The 16594-nt window shown below is 63.2% G+C and carries 15 protein-coding genes; 2 read left to right on the plus strand and 13 right to left on the minus strand.

Features of this window, described 5'->3' with window-relative positions; translation table 11 throughout:
* Nucleotides 1-2: 2 nt before the first annotated feature.
* Complete coding sequence (locus ACQKOE_RS01970; RefSeq protein WP_427511317.1) at nucleotides 3-770, plus strand: sulfite exporter TauE/SafE family protein; 768 nt, start codon at nucleotides 3-5, stop codon at nucleotides 768-770.
* 181 nt (nucleotides 771-951) lie between these two features.
* On the opposite strand, the gene ACQKOE_RS01975 is transcribed toward ACQKOE_RS01970, so the two are convergent.
* Complete coding sequence (locus ACQKOE_RS01975; protein ID WP_427511318.1) at nucleotides 952-1845, minus strand: M48 family metalloprotease; 894 nt, start codon at nucleotides 1843-1845, stop codon at nucleotides 952-954.
* A gap of 293 nt (nucleotides 1846-2138) precedes the next feature.
* Here ACQKOE_RS01975 and ACQKOE_RS01980 point away from each other — a divergent pair, with 293 nt between their 5' ends.
* Nucleotides 2139-2369: a hypothetical protein gene (locus ACQKOE_RS01980; RefSeq protein ID WP_427511319.1), complete on the plus strand. Its 231-nt coding sequence runs from the start codon at nucleotides 2139-2141 to the stop codon at nucleotides 2367-2369.
* Between the two features lie 139 nt (nucleotides 2370-2508).
* Here ACQKOE_RS01980 and ACQKOE_RS01985 read toward each other — a convergent pair whose 3' ends face one another.
* From ACQKOE_RS01985 to rfbB, 12 genes are all read right to left on the minus strand, one after another.
* Nucleotides 2509-3876, minus strand: a complete 1368-nt coding sequence (locus ACQKOE_RS01985) for an O-antigen ligase family protein (RefSeq protein ID WP_427511320.1) — start codon at nucleotides 3874-3876, stop codon at nucleotides 2509-2511.
* Nucleotides 3873-5093 (minus strand): hypothetical protein, encoded by a 1221-nt coding sequence (locus ACQKOE_RS01990; protein ID WP_427511321.1) that lies wholly within the window; start codon nucleotides 5091-5093, stop codon nucleotides 3873-3875. Before ACQKOE_RS01990 ends, ACQKOE_RS01985 begins: the two co-directional genes overlap by 4 nt.
* A gap of 8 nt (nucleotides 5094-5101) precedes the next feature.
* Nucleotides 5102-7294, minus strand: a complete 2193-nt coding sequence (locus ACQKOE_RS01995; protein WP_427511322.1) for a GumC family protein — start codon at nucleotides 7292-7294, stop codon at nucleotides 5102-5104.
* A gap of 39 nt (nucleotides 7295-7333) precedes the next feature.
* Nucleotides 7334-7984 (minus strand): polysaccharide biosynthesis/export family protein, encoded by a 651-nt coding sequence (locus ACQKOE_RS02000; RefSeq protein ID WP_427511323.1) that lies wholly within the window; start codon nucleotides 7982-7984, stop codon nucleotides 7334-7336.
* Between the two features lie 131 nt (nucleotides 7985-8115).
* A complete protein-coding gene (locus ACQKOE_RS02005) occupies nucleotides 8116-9264 on the minus strand; it encodes a glycosyltransferase family 4 protein (RefSeq protein ID WP_427511324.1) in 1149 nt (382 codons plus the stop codon).
* Entirely contained in the window at nucleotides 9261-10328 is a 1068-nt protein-coding gene (locus ACQKOE_RS02010; RefSeq protein WP_427511325.1) for an EpsG family protein, read from the minus strand. Before ACQKOE_RS02010 ends, ACQKOE_RS02005 begins: the two co-directional genes overlap by 4 nt.
* Before the next feature lie 227 nt (nucleotides 10329-10555).
* Nucleotides 10556-11455, minus strand: coding sequence for an SDR family oxidoreductase (locus ACQKOE_RS02015; protein WP_427511326.1), 900 nt, complete (start codon nucleotides 11453-11455; stop codon nucleotides 10556-10558).
* Nucleotides 11452-12558 carry a glycosyltransferase family 4 protein gene (locus tag ACQKOE_RS02020; protein WP_427511327.1) on the minus strand — a complete coding sequence of 369 codons (1107 nt, stop codon included), beginning with the start codon at nucleotides 12556-12558 and terminating at the stop codon, nucleotides 11452-11454. The genes ACQKOE_RS02015 and ACQKOE_RS02020 overlap by 4 nt, the downstream gene beginning before the upstream one ends.
* Nucleotides 12555-13751 carry a glycosyltransferase gene (locus ACQKOE_RS02025; protein WP_427511328.1) on the minus strand — a complete coding sequence of 399 codons (1197 nt, stop codon included), beginning with the start codon at nucleotides 13749-13751 and terminating at the stop codon, nucleotides 12555-12557. The genes ACQKOE_RS02020 and ACQKOE_RS02025 overlap by 4 nt, the downstream gene beginning before the upstream one ends.
* Entirely contained in the window at nucleotides 13751-14635 is an 885-nt protein-coding gene (rfbA, locus tag ACQKOE_RS02030; protein ID WP_427511329.1) for a glucose-1-phosphate thymidylyltransferase RfbA, read from the minus strand. Before rfbA ends, ACQKOE_RS02025 begins: the two co-directional genes overlap by 1 nt.
* Complete coding sequence (gene rfbD / locus ACQKOE_RS02035; RefSeq protein ID WP_427511330.1) at nucleotides 14632-15522, minus strand: dTDP-4-dehydrorhamnose reductase; 891 nt, start codon at nucleotides 15520-15522, stop codon at nucleotides 14632-14634. Before rfbD ends, rfbA begins: the two co-directional genes overlap by 4 nt.
* On the minus strand, nucleotides 15515-16582 hold the full coding sequence (gene rfbB / locus ACQKOE_RS02040) for a dTDP-glucose 4,6-dehydratase (RefSeq protein WP_427511331.1): 1068 nt from the start codon (nucleotides 16580-16582) through the stop codon (nucleotides 15515-15517). Before rfbB ends, rfbD begins: the two co-directional genes overlap by 8 nt.
* Nucleotides 16583-16594: the final 12 nt, after the last annotated feature.

Consider the following 16594-nt stretch of genomic DNA (forward strand, 5'->3'; position numbering starts at 1 on the left):
CCATGGACATCCAACTTGTCGAGAGCATCCTGCCATTCGTGGCCGTCGGGTTCCTGGCACAATTGATCGATGGGGCTCTTGGCATGGCGTTTGGCGTCATCACCAACACGCTCCTGATTTCCGTACTGGGTGTGGCTCCTGCACGGGCATCAGCCAGCGTCCATATCGTCGAGTGCTTCACCACCGCAGCATCGGGGATCAGCCACATCGCTCATGGCAACGTCGACTGGCGCCTGTTCGGTCGGCTTGTTGTCCCGGGTGTAGTCGGTGGGGTTTGCGGGGCCTACCTGCTGTCGAGCATCGACGCTGCTGTCGCTCGGCCTTTTGTTATGGCGTATCTGGCAGGGATCGGAATTTACCTGATCTGGCGGGCTTGGGAGATGAGCCACCATCATGTCCATAAGGCCCCCCGTTATATCGCGCCGCTTGGGCTGGTGGGCGGATTTCTTGATGCAGCAGGTGGGGGTGGCTGGGGGCCGGTAGTGACCTCAAACCTGCTCGTCCAGGGCAGCGAGCCGCGCCGCACGATCGGTACAGTCAATGCCTCCGAATTCGTCCTCACCCTGACGATTTCAGCGACGTTCTTGTTCGCCCTTGGAGCCGACGCCTTTACCAAGGCCGCTGTCGGCCTGATCATCGGTGGCTTGCTTGCCGCACCGGTCGGTGCGATGCTCGTCAAGCGAGTGTCTGCAAAATTGTTGCTCGGCTTGGTTGGGGTAGTCCTACTCGTGACAAGCCTTTTCAACTTGCTGAGAGCCGTGTTTGCCTGATCGATGCGGTCTTCAGCGCATAGGTCGGAAATCCACCGCCAGATGAAAAATCAATCTGTCGATAAGTCCCAGTTCGGGGGTAGTGTTGGGGGTATCTGGGGGTATTCCTGAAGGAAATTGTCGATAAAACAAACAATTATGATGCTCGGTGGATCCCTCCTCCGCTACCATCCCTTCACGTTCAGAATTCGGCAGGTAGGGGGGCGGTCAGGCGCATTGGCGTCCGTGCGATTGCCTCTTCCATGCGCTTCGCCCGCTCGGCGGCCCGGCGGTGTGTGCCGCCAGGGAGCAGCAAATCGAATTCTCGCCCCCTGGTGCGCATGAAGCGCGGGGCAGTGCCGGGATCCCAGCCAGCGTTTTGCAGCAAGTGCAGGGCAAGAAGGTCAGCCTCGTCCTCGAATTGGCGGGCGAGGGACTGGCGCTTTCGCTTTGCCGCCCGCGTCCCTGCGGATTCCAGCGATGCCAGGGTTTCGCGGTGTCCACGAATGGTGTGGGCAAGTTCGTGAGCAAGGACAAAGGCCAGTTCTGCATCGTCCAGCGGCTCAGCGAATGCCTGCCCGATCTGGATCGTCTTGCCATCCGACCGAGCCTTGACCGCGTCGCCTGCAACCACCTCGATGCGGCTGCTGCACGCCGGGCTTGGTTTCAGGTCCGATGTAATGGATTTGCCATCTCGATTAATATAGATTTTGATTAATGATGTATTATCCAAGCCAGATAAGTATTGCTCCAGTTGATCTCGTTGGCTTGTTGCGTTGGCCTTATCTTCGTTCCCCGGAGAAAATCGACGGTCATTGACTGCCTCGATGCCATCGCCTGGACGCAGACCTGCCGCTTGGGCGGGGCTGCCGGGGACAATGGCTTCCACGGATACGGGACTGGGAAATTTCCACTCGCGCAGGGCATCGTCGCGCACCGCGCTGCCATACTGTCGGAGCGAGTGGAGCACGAGGCCGGTCGCACTCCCTCGCTTTGGGCATAGCGCATGATTGCGCGTGAGCAGCCGGTAGCCGACCGTCGCGACTCGGAGGTCCGAATCGCCCAAGCGCTGGAGCGTGTTTTCGCGTGCGGCCACGGTGCAGGGGGCGAGGGCCAGAGCGGCACCCATCACCATGGCCACTGCCCGATCACGCCGCCGCATTACGGTTCCCGCGCGGATAACAATTCACCCCCGTTCTCGCACCACTCATCGTGTAGGCCTCATCATAAATATTGATCCATGTTTACTTGATTGCGCTGCGGCTGGTTATGTAGATATTTGCCATTGCTTAAAAAAATTGGCTCTAGAGTGCTTTCTGTAAATTGCATTGTATAGCTGCCGCTGTTACAATCGCGTAGCAATACCTACCCGATCAGGAGCCTCGGCAGATGACGTTGACGAAGAAATTGATGGCCGCCACAGCGGCATTCGCCCTCACCGCCACCCCGGTCATGGCTGCGGGTAACGCAAAGCCTGCGCCGGTTCGCGAAGCCGCGCCGGTTGGCCAGTCCGAACAGCTGTTCGGCGAAGATGGCGGTGGCTGGCTGCTGTTCGTCCTGTTGGGCGCTGCCGCCGTGATTGGTCTGATCCTCGCACTGGACGATCCTGCCAGTCCGTAATGAACAGCGGCTGTATCGGCGCATTTCGGTGCGCTGGGCCGGTAATACAGAAAGCCAGAGCAGCGATGCTCTGGCTTTTTTGCGTCTTGGTGAAATGGCTGCGCGGCGCCGGATCGAGACGCCAAGGGCGCTGCCGCAATCAGATCTGGAGCATCTCTTCGCGTTTGCCCGCACCCGTCTCGGCCGCCCGGTGCGGCTTTGCGCCAGGCACTTCGGCCGGCCTTCGTGCCACCACGCAGCACAGGGCGATCAGGCTGCTGATGGCTGCCGTCCGCAGCGGGTAATCGACCAGGCTGTGCGCCATGACCGCAGCTATCGCCAGGGTCGATCCCAGGGCGACGCGGTGTTCGCGGCGAAATCCGTGCCACAGGTTCCAGGCCGTGGAGGCGAACCAGCGCGCGAAGAGCAGCACCAGAACAAGCCCGAAGACCCCCTTCTCGATCAGCAGTTCCAGCAGGTCGTTGTGGGCGTGGTTGGCATAGGTGGTGCCGACCTGGGCGTGATCCTCATACCACGGATAGAGTTCGCGGAAGGTCCCCAGCCCCGAGCCGAATGGGGCGAAGTCCGCCAGAATCCGCAGACCGTTGCGCAGAAACTCGCCGCGGCTGATCCCTGCGGTGGCGGACGTGTTCATCAGGTCATTGGCCACCAGGCCGGACGCCAGCAGCCACGCCAGGCCGACGGAGAACAACAATCCGCCAGCCAGCAGCCAAGGCCACCTGAGCGTCAGTTCGGGCCGGGCAAGCAGATAGACGCCGCAAATCATCGGGATCAGCAACAGAATGCAAGCGAGCGAATTGCTCAGGAATACGCCGATCACCAGCGGAGCGAGCAGGGCGGACAATTGAAGCGGGCGCGCAAGGGCCTTTTTGTCAGCCCAATTGTCCCGGCTGTCATGCAACCATTGCGCCGCGATCAGGGCGATCGCCATCAGCATGAACGTGCCGAAGTGATTGCTGTTCGAAAACGCGCCGACCCCGTTGCCCCGGTTCGTCACCGTGTAGACGTATCCGGTGTTCTGATAGACCTGCAAACCGGCCATGAGGACTGACGCATAGGCCACGGCGCCGATCACCCAGACGGCGTGGCGGGTGGACGGTGCATGGCTGGACCGCATGGCCATGAACAGCGCCAGTGCCGGAATCCACCAGACCAGGCTTTGCAGGGTGCTCCAGGGATCGAGGGACAGGGTCAGCCAGGGGAGTGGCATCCGCGCCAGTTCGAAGCCGCTGGCAATCGCGGCCCGGCCCGGCATCAGGGTCCAGAGTGCCGGCGGCAAGGGCAGGAACTGTATTGCCGCTATCAGTGCAAGAGCCGCGAGGAACAGGCGCAGCCCGGTCCGCGTGGCTGCGGTTCCCGGTCTTTTCCACCAGATCCAGGCCATCAATCCGGCCCCGGCAATCTCCAGAAGTCCGTTCGCTCCGAAACCTGCCGCGCTCGCCCCGCCCAGCAGCAAGACCGCCGCGAGGTATGTCAGGATCGCGCCTTGCCCCAGGGAGAGATTCATTGCCCGCCTCCGGCTGCGACCAGGTCGATCCGCCTGATTTGCAATTGCGTCTCGCCGCGCTCCTCGCTTGCAGTGCCCAGAATGCTGATCCTTTGTCCGGCGCAGCTGGAAAGCGGCACGATGAAGTTGACGGCAAGGCGGTTAACCCCCGGCTTGCGCGCGACGAAAGCGGCCTCGGCCAGGGTGGCGGCGCTGTCGTTGCAGGCGATTTTCAGGTGTACGTTGTCTGCCGTCCCGGCGAGCACTTCGAAATCCGCCACGGCGCGGTAGGCGCCCGGTGTCAGGGTCAGAAGCTGCTCTGCCAGCGCACCAGGATTGCGGTCGTAATAGACGACGCTGAGGCCGCCCGAACGGTCGCGTTCCGCAGCGCCGGTGGAGTTGACCGCCAGTTCCCAGTTGAACGGTGGCGGCGCCTTCGCGTCGGAAAAGTCAGGGGAATGGATCAGCCCGCTGGCTCCGGCGGCATTGCCTTTCTGCCAGATGTTCCGGGCCGTCGCATATTCGCCCACCTGGACAAGCTGCTTGATGATCGTGGTGCGGATATCGGAGTCCGCCTTGATGCCAGTGGGCAAACCTTCGGCCAGGCGGCGGACCACTTCGGGCGGTTTGCGCTTGCTTGCCATGCGCTCCACAAACGGGCCGTAGAGCGATCTGTGCGGGTCGATGGCGGCGAGCGCCTCGTCGACTTTTTCGGGAGTGTCGATCCGGCCAGTGATGGCTTCCATGACCCGCGCGACAAGACCCGGGCTAAGCCTGCTGAACACGGCCAATTGATCGAATGCGCCTTCCAGATCGCCCGTTGCCGCCATGTGGCGCAGCAACAGGATTCTGGCGGTGCGGGAACGCGGATCGCGCCGGATAGCCTCTTTCAGCAAGGCCGCATCCCGCGCGCTGCCCTTGGGGTTCCTGGCCATGTCGGTGGCGGCAAGTGCGGTGAAGGGATCGCTGGCGAGGGGCAGGCCCGAGAGGGTGCGATGGGCGAGCGCCGGGTCCAGTTCCACTTGCTTTGAGCCGACTTGCGCCAGTTCAAAGCGGATGCGGCCCAATGCGCCGGGCGCAATTGCCTCTAGCCCGGCGTTGCCCCCGGTTGTGGGCGTCTGGGTGACGCGGGCCGATCCGGCAATCAGGACGGCTATGCTGATCGCCGCGAACATGCCGATGGCCAGGCCGAGGCGCGGCAGGTCTTTGGGCAGCGAGATGGTGAGGCCTTTGCGCACTTGGGTTCTTAGGCCCTGCCAACTTCAATGCGGCGCGCGGCTTCCTCTTCGCTGGTCTGCTCGCCCTGATCGTAGGCGTAGTAGCCGTAGCCATAACCATAGCCATAGCCGTAACGGCTACGCTTCAGGGCAATCTTGGTCAGGATCACCCCGGCCAGATTGGCGCCGGCATCGGTCAGGCGGCGGACCATTTCCTGCACGTCGCCGGTGCGCGAAAGGCGGCTTTCGACCACGAGGACGGTCGATTCCGCGACCGAGGCGAGGAGCGGCGCATCGGCCAGGCCCAGCACTGGCGGCCCATCGATCACCACCATGTCGTACATGGTGGAAGCTTCGCGGATCAGCACCGGCAAGCGATTGGAGCTGAGCAGATCGGCCGCCGAACCGGAAAACCGGCCGACGGGCAGCAGGCTGAGATTATCAGTGCGGGTCCGCTCGATCAGGCCCGAAATCGGGTCTTCATTGTTCAGCAGGGAAGCCAGGCCGCGACCGTCCGGGCGGTCGGATGCGAAGGTTGGCTTGCGCAGATCAGCATCGATCAGCAGCACGCGGCTACCTAGCTTGGCGACGCTTAGCGCGATGGCATAGGCCGAGGTCGACTTGCCTTCGCCGGGGCGCGTGGAACTGACCAGCAGGCTCTTGGGCAAGCCCTCTGGCCGCGCGAACTTGAGCGCGGTACGGACCGAGAGATAGGCTTCGGAAAGCTCCGACTTGCGGTCTGCCAGGGCCTCCATCGGCGCGCGTCCTTCGGGCTCCATCGGGATGGCGCCCAGCACCGGCAGGTGCAGCTTGTTACGCACGTCGCGCGGTTCCGCGATGGTATCGAACAGCAGGTGCAGGGCGAGGGCGAGGGCAACGCCGAGGGCCAGCCCGCCGAGCAGACCGATCAGGGCGTTGAGCAGCGGACGCGGACGGAACGGGCCGCGCGGGGCTTTGGCCTCATCCACAAGCGAGATTTCACTTTGCCCGATGCCGCCTGCAACGCCCACTTCCTTGTAGCGTTGCAGCAAGGCGTCATAAAGCGCGCGGTTGGTGTCCGCTTCGCGCTGAAGGATGTTGTACTGGATCGAACGCCCCCGATCGAGCACGACCTCACCCTTGGCTTCGGCCACCTTCTGGCGCAGCTCTTCCTCGATCCGGACGGCGGACTGGAATTCGCCGTAAAGCTCGGCGCGCTTGTTGGAGGTGGAGCGGCCGCGTTCGGACCGGATGGCAGCGTCCAGCCGGTCGATCCGGGCCTTCAACTCGGTCATGGTCGGATAGTCGGGTTTGTAGACCTTCAGTTTCTCGTCATATTGCGCCTGAAGGTCGGTGCGGCTCTGGATCAGCGGGGCAATGCTGGTGGCCGCTTCGCTGGCGAAGTTGATCTCTGACTTGCGATAGCGCTGCTCGGCAGTGATCCGGTTGATTTCGGCCTGCTTCAGCGCATCGTTCAGCTTGGTCAGGTCAGACAGGGGCAGGGACGCGCCATCGACCTTCTTGCCATCGACATCGCTGCCCTGTTCGCGGAAAATCCCGGCGCTGATGGCGTAATTGTTGACGTTGCGCTCGGACTCTTCCAGCGCGTTCTTGGTCCGGGCGATCTGGTCCGAAAGGAACTTGCGGGCATAGGATGACGCATCGAAGCGGCGCTCGATATTGGCCGAGATATGTCCCTGGACCATGGCATTGGCGATCTTGGCGGCTAGCAGGGGATCGCCCGAAATGGCGCTCACCTGGATCAGGGTGCTGCCCTTGACCGGTTCGGCCACGGTATTCTCGCGCACGATGGCAGCGGCCCGTTCGGTGCGTTGCGACAAGGTTCCGGCATCGCCGCCATATTCCGGCATGGCCACCAGATTTAGATCCTGAGCGACCTGACGGGCGAGGGAGTCGCTGTGGAGCAGGCCGATCTGCGTTGCGATGGCTTCCTGATTGCTCCCGCGGATGCGCGGCGCGGAATTGTTGTCGCCCGGTTGCAGGACTTCGGTCGTAGCCGGATCAAACTGCAAGAGAGCGCTGGCACGGTATTCCGGCGGCGACAGCAGAGCCAGGGCGATCCCCAGCAACATCCCGCCACCTGCCAGGGCTGCTATCAGCTTCCAGCGTTCGGTCAGGACCGCCAGCAGCGCGTTCAGCTCAAGCCCCTGTTCCTGGTGGGGGACCGGACCGGAAGCCGGCTGTGGTTGCCCACCGGCGGGCGAATTGCCTTGCCATAGCATAGCGGAAAGTTTCCTTCGTTCGGCTATTGCCGGGACAGATCAAAGCCTGGTGAACAGGGATATGAGCGGCATGGACATGAGCAGATCGCGATAGAGCGGGCGCAGGGTCGAGCTGTCGACCACCACGGTATCGCCCGGATAGATCACCGGATCTTCCATTTCGCCGCGCCGGATCGAGATCAGGTCGAAGGCCGCGGCCATGGTCTTCCCGTCGCTCTTGCGGAAGATCACGACGCGGCGGGGGTTGCCGTCGTTGATCGATATGCCCCGGGCCAGGGCTATGGCGCCGATCAGCGTTGTCTTGCCGGGCAGGGTGTAGATGCCAGGTCCGTTGACGCCGCCTTCCACGGTCACGCTGTTCAGATTGCTGCTGGTGACGCGAACGGTGATGTCCGGATTGTTGAGGTAGGTCGCGCCGTACCGCCGCTCCAGTTCCAGCGCGAGATTTTGGGGAGTCTTTTCCCGGACGCTGATCGGGCCGATCAGCGGCAGATCAAGATTGCCTTTCGCGTCGACCTGATAGTCGCCGCTCAGTTCGGGGACGCGGAATACGCTGACCTTCAGCATGTCGAGCGGACCGAGCGGGAGGTCGTAGGCGGCGTCCGAAGGGACCGCCTTTTCCGGCGGGCCAAAGTCGGCGGGGGCGTAGGGGATGTCTCCCCCACGCGAGGCGCACGCGCCCAGCGCCAACAGGGATAAGACAGGAAGGGCCGTGCGAAGCATAGGTCGCAAGCTGCTGTTAAAAGACATCTGGGTTTCCTAACGAAGCAGGAGCCGGCAGGTTCCGGGGCGAAGCAAAAAATTTTGCTGTGGTGGTCATCTCATGCGGCCGGACGCACACCGGCCTCTGCCAGGGCCTGGAGGTAGAGCGCGGTAACGCGGTTCTGGGAAAACCCGGAAACGATGCGGGCGCGGCTGGCCTGGCCCATCACGCTCCATTCCGCGTCGCTTAGCGCAGCGGCCCGGTCCATGGCCTCGGCCAGGGAGGCGGGATCGCGCACCTTGCACAAGAACCCGTTGTGGCCATCGCTGACGATGTCCCGGCATCCCGGTGCATCGGTGGTAACGATCGGGCGGCACATGGCGGCCGCCTCAAGCAGGACGCGGGAAAGGCCCTCGCGGTAGGAAGGCAGGACGATCACGTCGGCTGCGGCAATGTCGGGCCGGACGTCGGCGACTGGCGCGCGATGCTCGATTATACCCTCGGCGATCCAGGACTGCACTTCCTCGCGCGGAATGGCGGTGCGGTTGGCGGCGCCTACTTCGCCTATCAGGATGAACCGGGCGTCGGCCCAGCGGGAGCGGACGGCACGCGCCGCTTCGACATATTCGCGCACGCCCTTGTCCGCGACGATCCGTGCCAGCATGAGGAACCGGCGCGGCTGGCCGCGTTGGTCATTCGGCGGGCACCAATAGTCCGGGTCGACGCCCGAGCCGGGGAGCAGCCTCGCCTGAGTGGCGCGAACCATCCGTCCCTTGATGAACAGGTCGCGATCATCCGTATTCTGGAAGAACACGGCAGGCGCACGGCGAAACCCGGTGCGGTAAAGCTGCGTGGCGATCAATGTCAGCAGATTGCGCCGGATAAAGGCGGTGCCCAGTCCGGACACGTTGGGAAAGGCGGGAATTCCGAGCATCCCGGCTGCGAGCGAGCCATAGACGTTCGGCTTGATCGTCCAACTGAGCCATGCCGCCGGGCGCAGTCTGTTCAGGATGCGCCAGATTGCCAGAAAGCTGCCCAGATCGCGGGTGGGCGAAAGTCCGGCTGAGTCGATCGATAATGGCGTAAATCCGCAGCCCATGGCGCGCAGCCTGCCTTCCATGGCGGCATCGGCGGGAGCAATGGCCTCCACGGTGAAGCCCTGTTCCAACAGCGCTTCGATCAGGCCGGCACGGAAGTTGACCAGGTTCCAGGCCTGGTTCGCGCAAACCGCAATGACCGAACGGGTTGAAGGGCGGTTCCCGCTCACAGGAACTGGAGTACCGATTGATAGGGCACCCAGTATTCCGCGTGTGAGGCGTAGATCAGCCACACGACCTGGACGGCCACCGCCACTGCAATCAGCAGCAGGCGGAGCAGCACGGCGAACTTGCCGGGCAGCGGTACAAGATTGCGGAACTCTCCGAACATGGCGACCTGGATTGGGGCCAGGAACAGGGCGAGCCGGTCGACTGCGGTTGACGAGGGGGTCACGAGCAGGATCGCAAAGGCAGCGAAGTTGGCGAGGGCTATGCTGATCCAGACCGATCTGGCCTTGTTGCCGGGGGCGAAATACCGCCAGCGCAGCAGGATCATGGCAGAGGCGAGGACGTTCATCAGAACGCGGACGAAAGCGCCTTCGGAATCGTAGTCGGCGTCCAGATAGCCCGCTTCGAAGCCGCTCAGCCTGGGGGCGAGGACGAAGATGTAAGCCGCCGCGCCCAAGGCGGTGAAGATCACCGACAGTGCACGGTGCCGCGTGGAAAGCGCATAGGCAAACATCGGGAAGACGACGATGGCCGTCGAGTGAAACCCCATGGCAAGCGCCAGGAAGAGCGAGGTGCGCCAGGGGCGGGACTGATCGAACGAGGCGATGGCCACCAGGATCAGACCAATCGCCGCGCCTTGGCGAACATAGCCCATGCCCACCACGATCAGCAGGTATGGAACCGCCATGGTGATGGCCAGCCAGGGATCGCGAAAGCGCAGCGCGACCCGGACCACGCCATAGATCAGGAGCAAGGCGCAGAAGCCATTGACCAGATAGACGCCTCCGCCCACCAGCGCAGACAGCCAGTTCAGCAGGCCATAGAGCGGATCGGTCGAGGTCAGCGCATAGCCGAGGCTGTCGGTCTTGATGTCGAGATACTTGGCTTCGTAGTTGCCCCAGTCGCCGCCAATTTCAAAACGCAGCGCCGCAAGCATGGTGTAGAAGATGATGAAGCTGATGATGGCCAGCCCCTGCGCGGCAGAGGCGCGGTAACGCTCCATCGCCGCCGGATAGGCAAGGGCCATTGTCGCCGGGAAGGCAAGCAGGATCCAGTAGATCAGCATTGGGCGCCGTGTTTCCCCGCCAAGATCATCATTCGTGCGGCGCTTTCGTTCAAATCGCGCAATGGCTGGGCGCTGTATTTCCGGGTTAGATCCAGGTCGGATCAATCAGATCGTTGCGGCGTTAAACGTCCTTCGGGGGAGGTTGTTCCGCCGCTAACGTCAATTAATTTTCCGGCTCGATTGCAGCGCGATTTCAGTGCAGCGCCGCGCTTTCCGGCTGTATGGGCTCAATCCAGATATCCGGCGTATTTGTCGGCCAGGTACTCGTCCAGGCAGACCCGCCAGTCGCGCATCGTGTTCACGCCGCGCAGGTCCAGCTTCTTGGTGATCAGCCGTTCAGAAGGCGGGCGGGGGGCAAAGTATTCCTGGGCGAAATAGTCCGAACTGACCGGCTCGACCTTGATCTCTTCGGACTTGCCCAAGGCGCTGACGAGATACTCGGCCACTTCGAAGCGGCTGGTCACGCCCTGGCAGACCATGTTGTAGAGGCCCCACAGCTCCTGTTCGATCAGGACCTTTACCTGAGCAGCGAAATCGCGGGTGTAGGTTGGCGTGCCCAGCTTGTCGTCCACAACCTTCAACTCGCGCGCGCCGTCTTTCAGCTGGGCCATCAGCTTCTGGATGAACTTCTTGTCCTTGTCCGGTCCCGCCCCCATCATCCACCCGGCGCGGCAGACCAGATAGCGGTGCGCATTCTCAACCACGAAGCGCTCGCCCATGTATTTCGACCGGGCATAATGGCCCAGCGGGTTCGGCTGGTCCCAGTCGTCATAGGTTTCCTGCGCGCCGTCGAAGATCCCGGCGGTCGAGATGTAGAGCAGCGGAATGTCCAGCCGGTTGGCCAGCCGCACCGCATCCTCGACCGGCAAGGTGTTCGTCGCATAGGCGTCGTCGACGTTGTCCTCGCAGTATTCAAGGCTAGTGTGGGCGCCGATGTGGAACAAGAAGTCCGGCCGGAAGTCCAGCACCTGGCGCGCATACTCATCGCGGTCCCGGAAATCGAGGAACGAGAGCCACGGCGCGTTGACGTCCTTGTCCGTGCACAGCAATTCGTGGCTGCCGGAAAAGACATGGTGGAACGCTTCGCCCAGCATTCCGCCAACGCCTGCCATGTAAATCCTGCTCATGTTCGTCCTTTCAGCTCGGCGCTCTCGATGACCTTGCGGTATTCGGCGGCGATGGCGTGGGTTGAGTAACGGGTGACGGCATCCTGGCGCGCGGCCTGGCCCAGGCGGCGTCGCAGTTCCGGATCGCGGATCAGGCGTTCCAAGGCCTGCTCCCATTCGGCCTCGGTGCGGACCAGCAGGCCGTTCTCGCCGTCCCGGATCAGCATCGGCGTCGTGCCGACTTCGGTGGCAACGCAGGGCAGGGCAAAGGCCATGTACTGAATGGCCTTGAGACCGGACTTGCCCAGCACCCAGTCGTCGATCGGCAGCGGATAGACGCCGATGTCCAGCGCCTGGAGCTGCGCCACTTCCTGCTCCGCGCTCCACCGCACGACTTCCAGGTCGACCCCGGGCAGGTCGTAATCGAAGTTCCCGATCACCCGCAGCTTGAATGGAACGCGCCGGGCAAGCCGCTGGAACACACCGCGCAGCAGATCCAGGTAGACCCTGGAACTGAACGTTCCGGTCCAGCCGATCACGACTGGCTTGTCGTTGGAATAGGGCGTTGCCGGCTGGAACCGGTCGGTGTCCACCGAAGAGGAAATGTAGGTGCAGGCCCCGTGCCGGTTGAGCGGAATGCACAGGTCATTCAGGAACGGGGAACTGGTCACGACATGGTCCGCGCTGCCGATCAGGTAGCGCGCCTTGCGACCACTTTTGAGCAGTTTGACCAGCGGGCCGATATGATCCGCCACGCCGCCCTGGACATCGGACAGGACATTGTCCTCGACGTCGAAGATCAGGCTTTTCGCTTGCGCGCGGACCAGGCGTTCAAAGCCGGTCGTGCCGAATGGCGTGACCCATTTGAACACGTAGACCAGATCGTAGCGGCGAATGCGCCCCAGGTCGCGAAAGCGGCGCCAGGTACCGCGCAGCACTCCCAGGATCTTGGCCGGGACGTTGCCCTTGGCCCAGACCACGTTCCACATGGCGTGGTCCATGTAGTTGGATACGTCGATCTGCCAGCCCTGGCGGCGCCAGTCATCGAAATACTGTTCGTATTTGAGCCGCTGCCCGGCGGCGACCCCTTCGGGATAGGGGCACAGGACCAGCATACGTTTCATGCGGTCATGTCCTGATAGATCTGGCGGTAGCGCGCGGCGCCGTCGCTGGTCGAAAAATGGGCCAGGGCAACGTCGCGGCAGCGCTGCGCCGTGGATCGATCCTGCGCCAGAGCCAGAAGGCGGTCGACGGCGCGTTCCCGATCCTCTGGCGTGAAGTCCGACAGGGCAACGCCGCACCGCTTGCGCTCCAGGATCAGTTCCATATCACCAACGCCTGTGTTCCCCAGGCATGGCACGCCGCAGCCCAGGTACTCGGCCAGTTTGGTCGGTGCGCTTGCGATCTTGGAATAGACCGGGCGAATGATCGCGGCGCCCGCATGCATCCGGCGAATCTGTTCCGGCACTTCGGCATGGTCGGCCGCTCTGACTTCGATGCACTCGGTTGGAATTCCGGCTGCCGCCGCACTGCTGCGGACCAGGTCCTGTTCGTTGCGATTGATGACCAGGAGCCGCGCATCAGGACGCCGCTGGCGCAGCACGGCAAAGCAGGCGAGTACCTCGTCAAAAAGATACCAGGTTCCGATGGAGCCAAGGTAGCCAAGGACGAACGGACCGTCCTGCGCCGTTGCGCCGGGGCTGAACCGCTCAAGGTCGGCACAGGTGGGAATGACCGTCATCGGCGCATGACCCCGAGACGCGTGATAGGGAAAATCCGCGATCACGCCCTCTGATGCGTGGGTAAGCGTGACGACATGATCCGCGCCGAGGAGCAGCGTCTTTTCCAGCCGCTTGACCACGCGGTAAAGGTGCCCGCCCCTGGGCCAGATGTTGCCGTCGACCCGTTCATCGGCCCACAGGCCGCGCATGTCGAACAGCAGCTTCGTCCCGGTCAGCAGCTTGATCATCCAGCCGATCAAGGCAGGAATGTAGCTGCGCGCGTGGATCAGCCGGACCCGGTGGCGCAGCGTCAGCCAGAGCGCGACAGCCGTTCCCTGGGCAATATCGAATAGCGTGGCGGGCAGGGTGGGGGACTTGTGATAGGTCAGCGGATGCCAGGCGATCCCGGCCCGGTTCAGGCGCTCTCCAATGGCCGCGACCTTGTCCGCTTCGGCCTTGTCGGCGGGCTTCTCGAAACTCACCAGATGGATGGAATAGTCGCCGGAGAGCCGTTCCAGGTAGGCAATCACCTGGCTCTGGCCCAAGGGCTCAAGCATTCCGTCATAACTGATATAGAGAACGGCGTTCTTGCGCATCAGGGCAGCGGCCCGCGCTCGCACAGACCCGCGAGATACCGGCCATAGCCGGTCTTGGCGTAGTCCTCGGCCCGGGAAGCCAGGGCGTCGTCGTCGATCCAGCCCGCTTGCCAGGCGATCTCTTCCAGACAGGCGAGCTGGATTCCCTGCCGGTTCTGGAGTGTGCGGACGAATTCGCTCGCCTCCAGCAGGCTTTCGTGGGTTCCGGTGTCCAGCCACGCGTAACCGCGCCCCATCCGCTCCACGTGCAGTTCGCCTGCTTCGAGATAGAAGCGGTTGAGGTCCGTTATCTCCAGTTCGCCGCGCGCGGACGGTTTCACCTTGCGGGCGAACTCCGTCACGCGCTCGTCATAGAAATAGAGCCCGGTCACAGCCCAGTTCGAGCGTGGCTGCTGGGGTTTTTCCTCAATCGACAGCGCTTTGCCCGCCTCGTCCAGCTCGACGACCCCATAGGCTACAGGGTTTTCGACGCTGTAGCCGAACACGGTGGCGGCACCTGCCTCGGCCCGCTCTCGGGCGCGCAAAAGCATGTGCGAAAGCCCGGCGCCGTGAAAGATATTGTCGCCCAGCACCAGCGCGGCAGGGCCGCCGCCGACAAAGCCGGCACCGATCTGGAACGCCTGGGCCAAGCCTTCCGGGCGGACCTGGATGGCATAGTCGATCACCAGGCCCAGCTGCGAGCCATCGCCGAACAGGCGTTGATAGTTGTGCAGGTATTCCGGCGCGCTGATGATCAGGATTTCGCGGATCCCAGCCAGCATCAGCGCGCTGATCGGAAAATAGATCATCGGCTTGTCGTAGATGGGCAGCAATTGCTTGTTGACCGCCAGCGTGGCCGGGTGGAGCCGGGAGCCAGAACCTCCGGCAAGTACGATGCCCTTCATGCTGCAAGTCCTTCGCTGGCCAGTTCCCCGACAATGTCGCTGACGGCCTCTTCCCAGGGACGAAGCGCAATCCCGAAGTCCCGCGCGATGAGGCTGCAATCGAGCCTGGAATCCTGCGGACGGATGGCGCGGGTCGGATAGTGCGCAGTCCGGATCGGCTCGACCACTTCGGGGACCTTCAGGCCCAGTTCTTCGGCGCGCGCGAAAATGCGCGTCGCCAGTCCGTGCCAGGTCGTTTCGCCGGCATTCGTACAGTGCCATGTCCCCGATGGCTGGTCCGGATTTCCAGTGAACCGCTGCGCAATGGTTACCAAGGCTGCGGCGAGATCGCCCGCGTGGGTAGGGGTTCCGCGCTGGTCCGCCACCACGCGCAACACTTCGCGTTCCGCGCCCAGGCGCAGCATGGTCTTGACGAAGTTGGTTCCGTCCGCGCTGACCACCCAGGCGGTGCGAACGATCGCATGGCGCGCGCCCGAGGTGCGGACGGCTTGCTCACCGGCGAACTTGCTTTCGCCATAGGCGTTGCCGGGCTTTGCGCGGTCATGTTCACGCCAAGGGCCGGTTCCATCGGCGGGGAAGACGTAGTCGGTCGATACGTGGACCAGCGGAATGCCTGCTTCTGCTGCCGCCCGGGCAAGGATGCCCGGCGCCTTGGCGTTTACAAGCATCGCCAGTTCAGGCTCGCACTCCGCCTGGTCGACGGCGGTGTAGGCGGCGCAGTTGACTACCGCAGATACCCCGTGCAGCCACGATCCGACGTCTTGCGGATCGGTCAGGTCGAGCTGCGTGCGATCTGGTGCGATGATCTCCACGCCCGCAGGGGCGCTCCGGCGCAGGGCGAGCCCCACCTGGCCGGTTCCACCGGTCAGCAACCAGCGCTCAGGCATGGGCCAGTCCCAGCCGTTCGCCCTGGTAGGAACCATCCTTCACGCTGCGCCACCAGCCTTCGTTGGCGAGGTACCAGGCCACCGTGTTGGCAATGCCGCTGGCAAAGCTTTCCTGGGGTTGCCAGCCCAGTTCGCGCGCCAGCTTGCTCGCGTCGATGGCATAGCGGAAATCGTGCCCGGGGCGGTCGGTCACGAACCGGATCTGCTCGCAGTAGGAGGCACCGTCGGAGCGGGGGAGCAAGCGATCGAGCACGTCGCAAATGGCTTCGACCACTTGCAGGTTCGTCCGCTCGGCATTGCCGCCGACGCAATAGGTTTCCCCGATCCTCCCCTGTTCCACGACCAGCCGCAGCGCGCGGGCGTGGTCGTCCACGTGCAGCCAGTCGCGCACGTTGGAGCCGTCGCCGTAAACCGGCAGGGCTTCTCCCGCGATTGCCTTGAGGATGGTCAGCGGAATGAGCTTTTCGGGGAAATGGTAAGGCCCGTAATTGTTCGAGCAATTGGTCAGGACCACCGGCAGCCCATGGGTATGGTGCCAGGCCCGGACCAGATGGTCGCTTGCGGCTTTCGTTGCGGAATAAGGGGAGCGCGGGTCGTAAGCAGTCGTTTCGTCGAAACTGCCATCGGCGCCCAGCGATCCGAACACTTCATCGGTCGAAACGTGGTGAAAGCGGAAAGACCGCTGCTCCGCTGCATCCAGACCGCGCCAATAGGCCGTTGCAACGTCCAGCAAAGTGAAGGTGCCAACGACGTTGGTCTGGATGAAATCCGCCGGCCCGTCGATGGAGCGATCGACGTGGCTTTCGGCCGCCAGGTGCATCACGGCCTCGGGCCTGAAGGTGCGGAAGATGGTTTCCATTGCGGGCCGGTCGCAAATGTCCGCCTGGTGGAACTGGTGGCGCGGCGAATGCCGGGCCTCCGCCAGCGAGGCGAGATTTCCGGCGTAGGTCAGCTTGTCGACATTGCAGACCTGCGCGCCCGTTTGCGCGATCAATTGCCGCACTAATGCCGAGCCGATGAAGCCGGCTCCTCCGGTTACCAGAATGCGCCCGATGGCCATGTTGTTCCTTCG

Origin of the sequence: Novosphingobium sp. NPDC080210, assembly GCF_050281025.1 — a bacterium.
In the GTDB taxonomy this organism is placed as follows: Bacteria; Pseudomonadota; Alphaproteobacteria; order Sphingomonadales; family Sphingomonadaceae; genus Novosphingobium.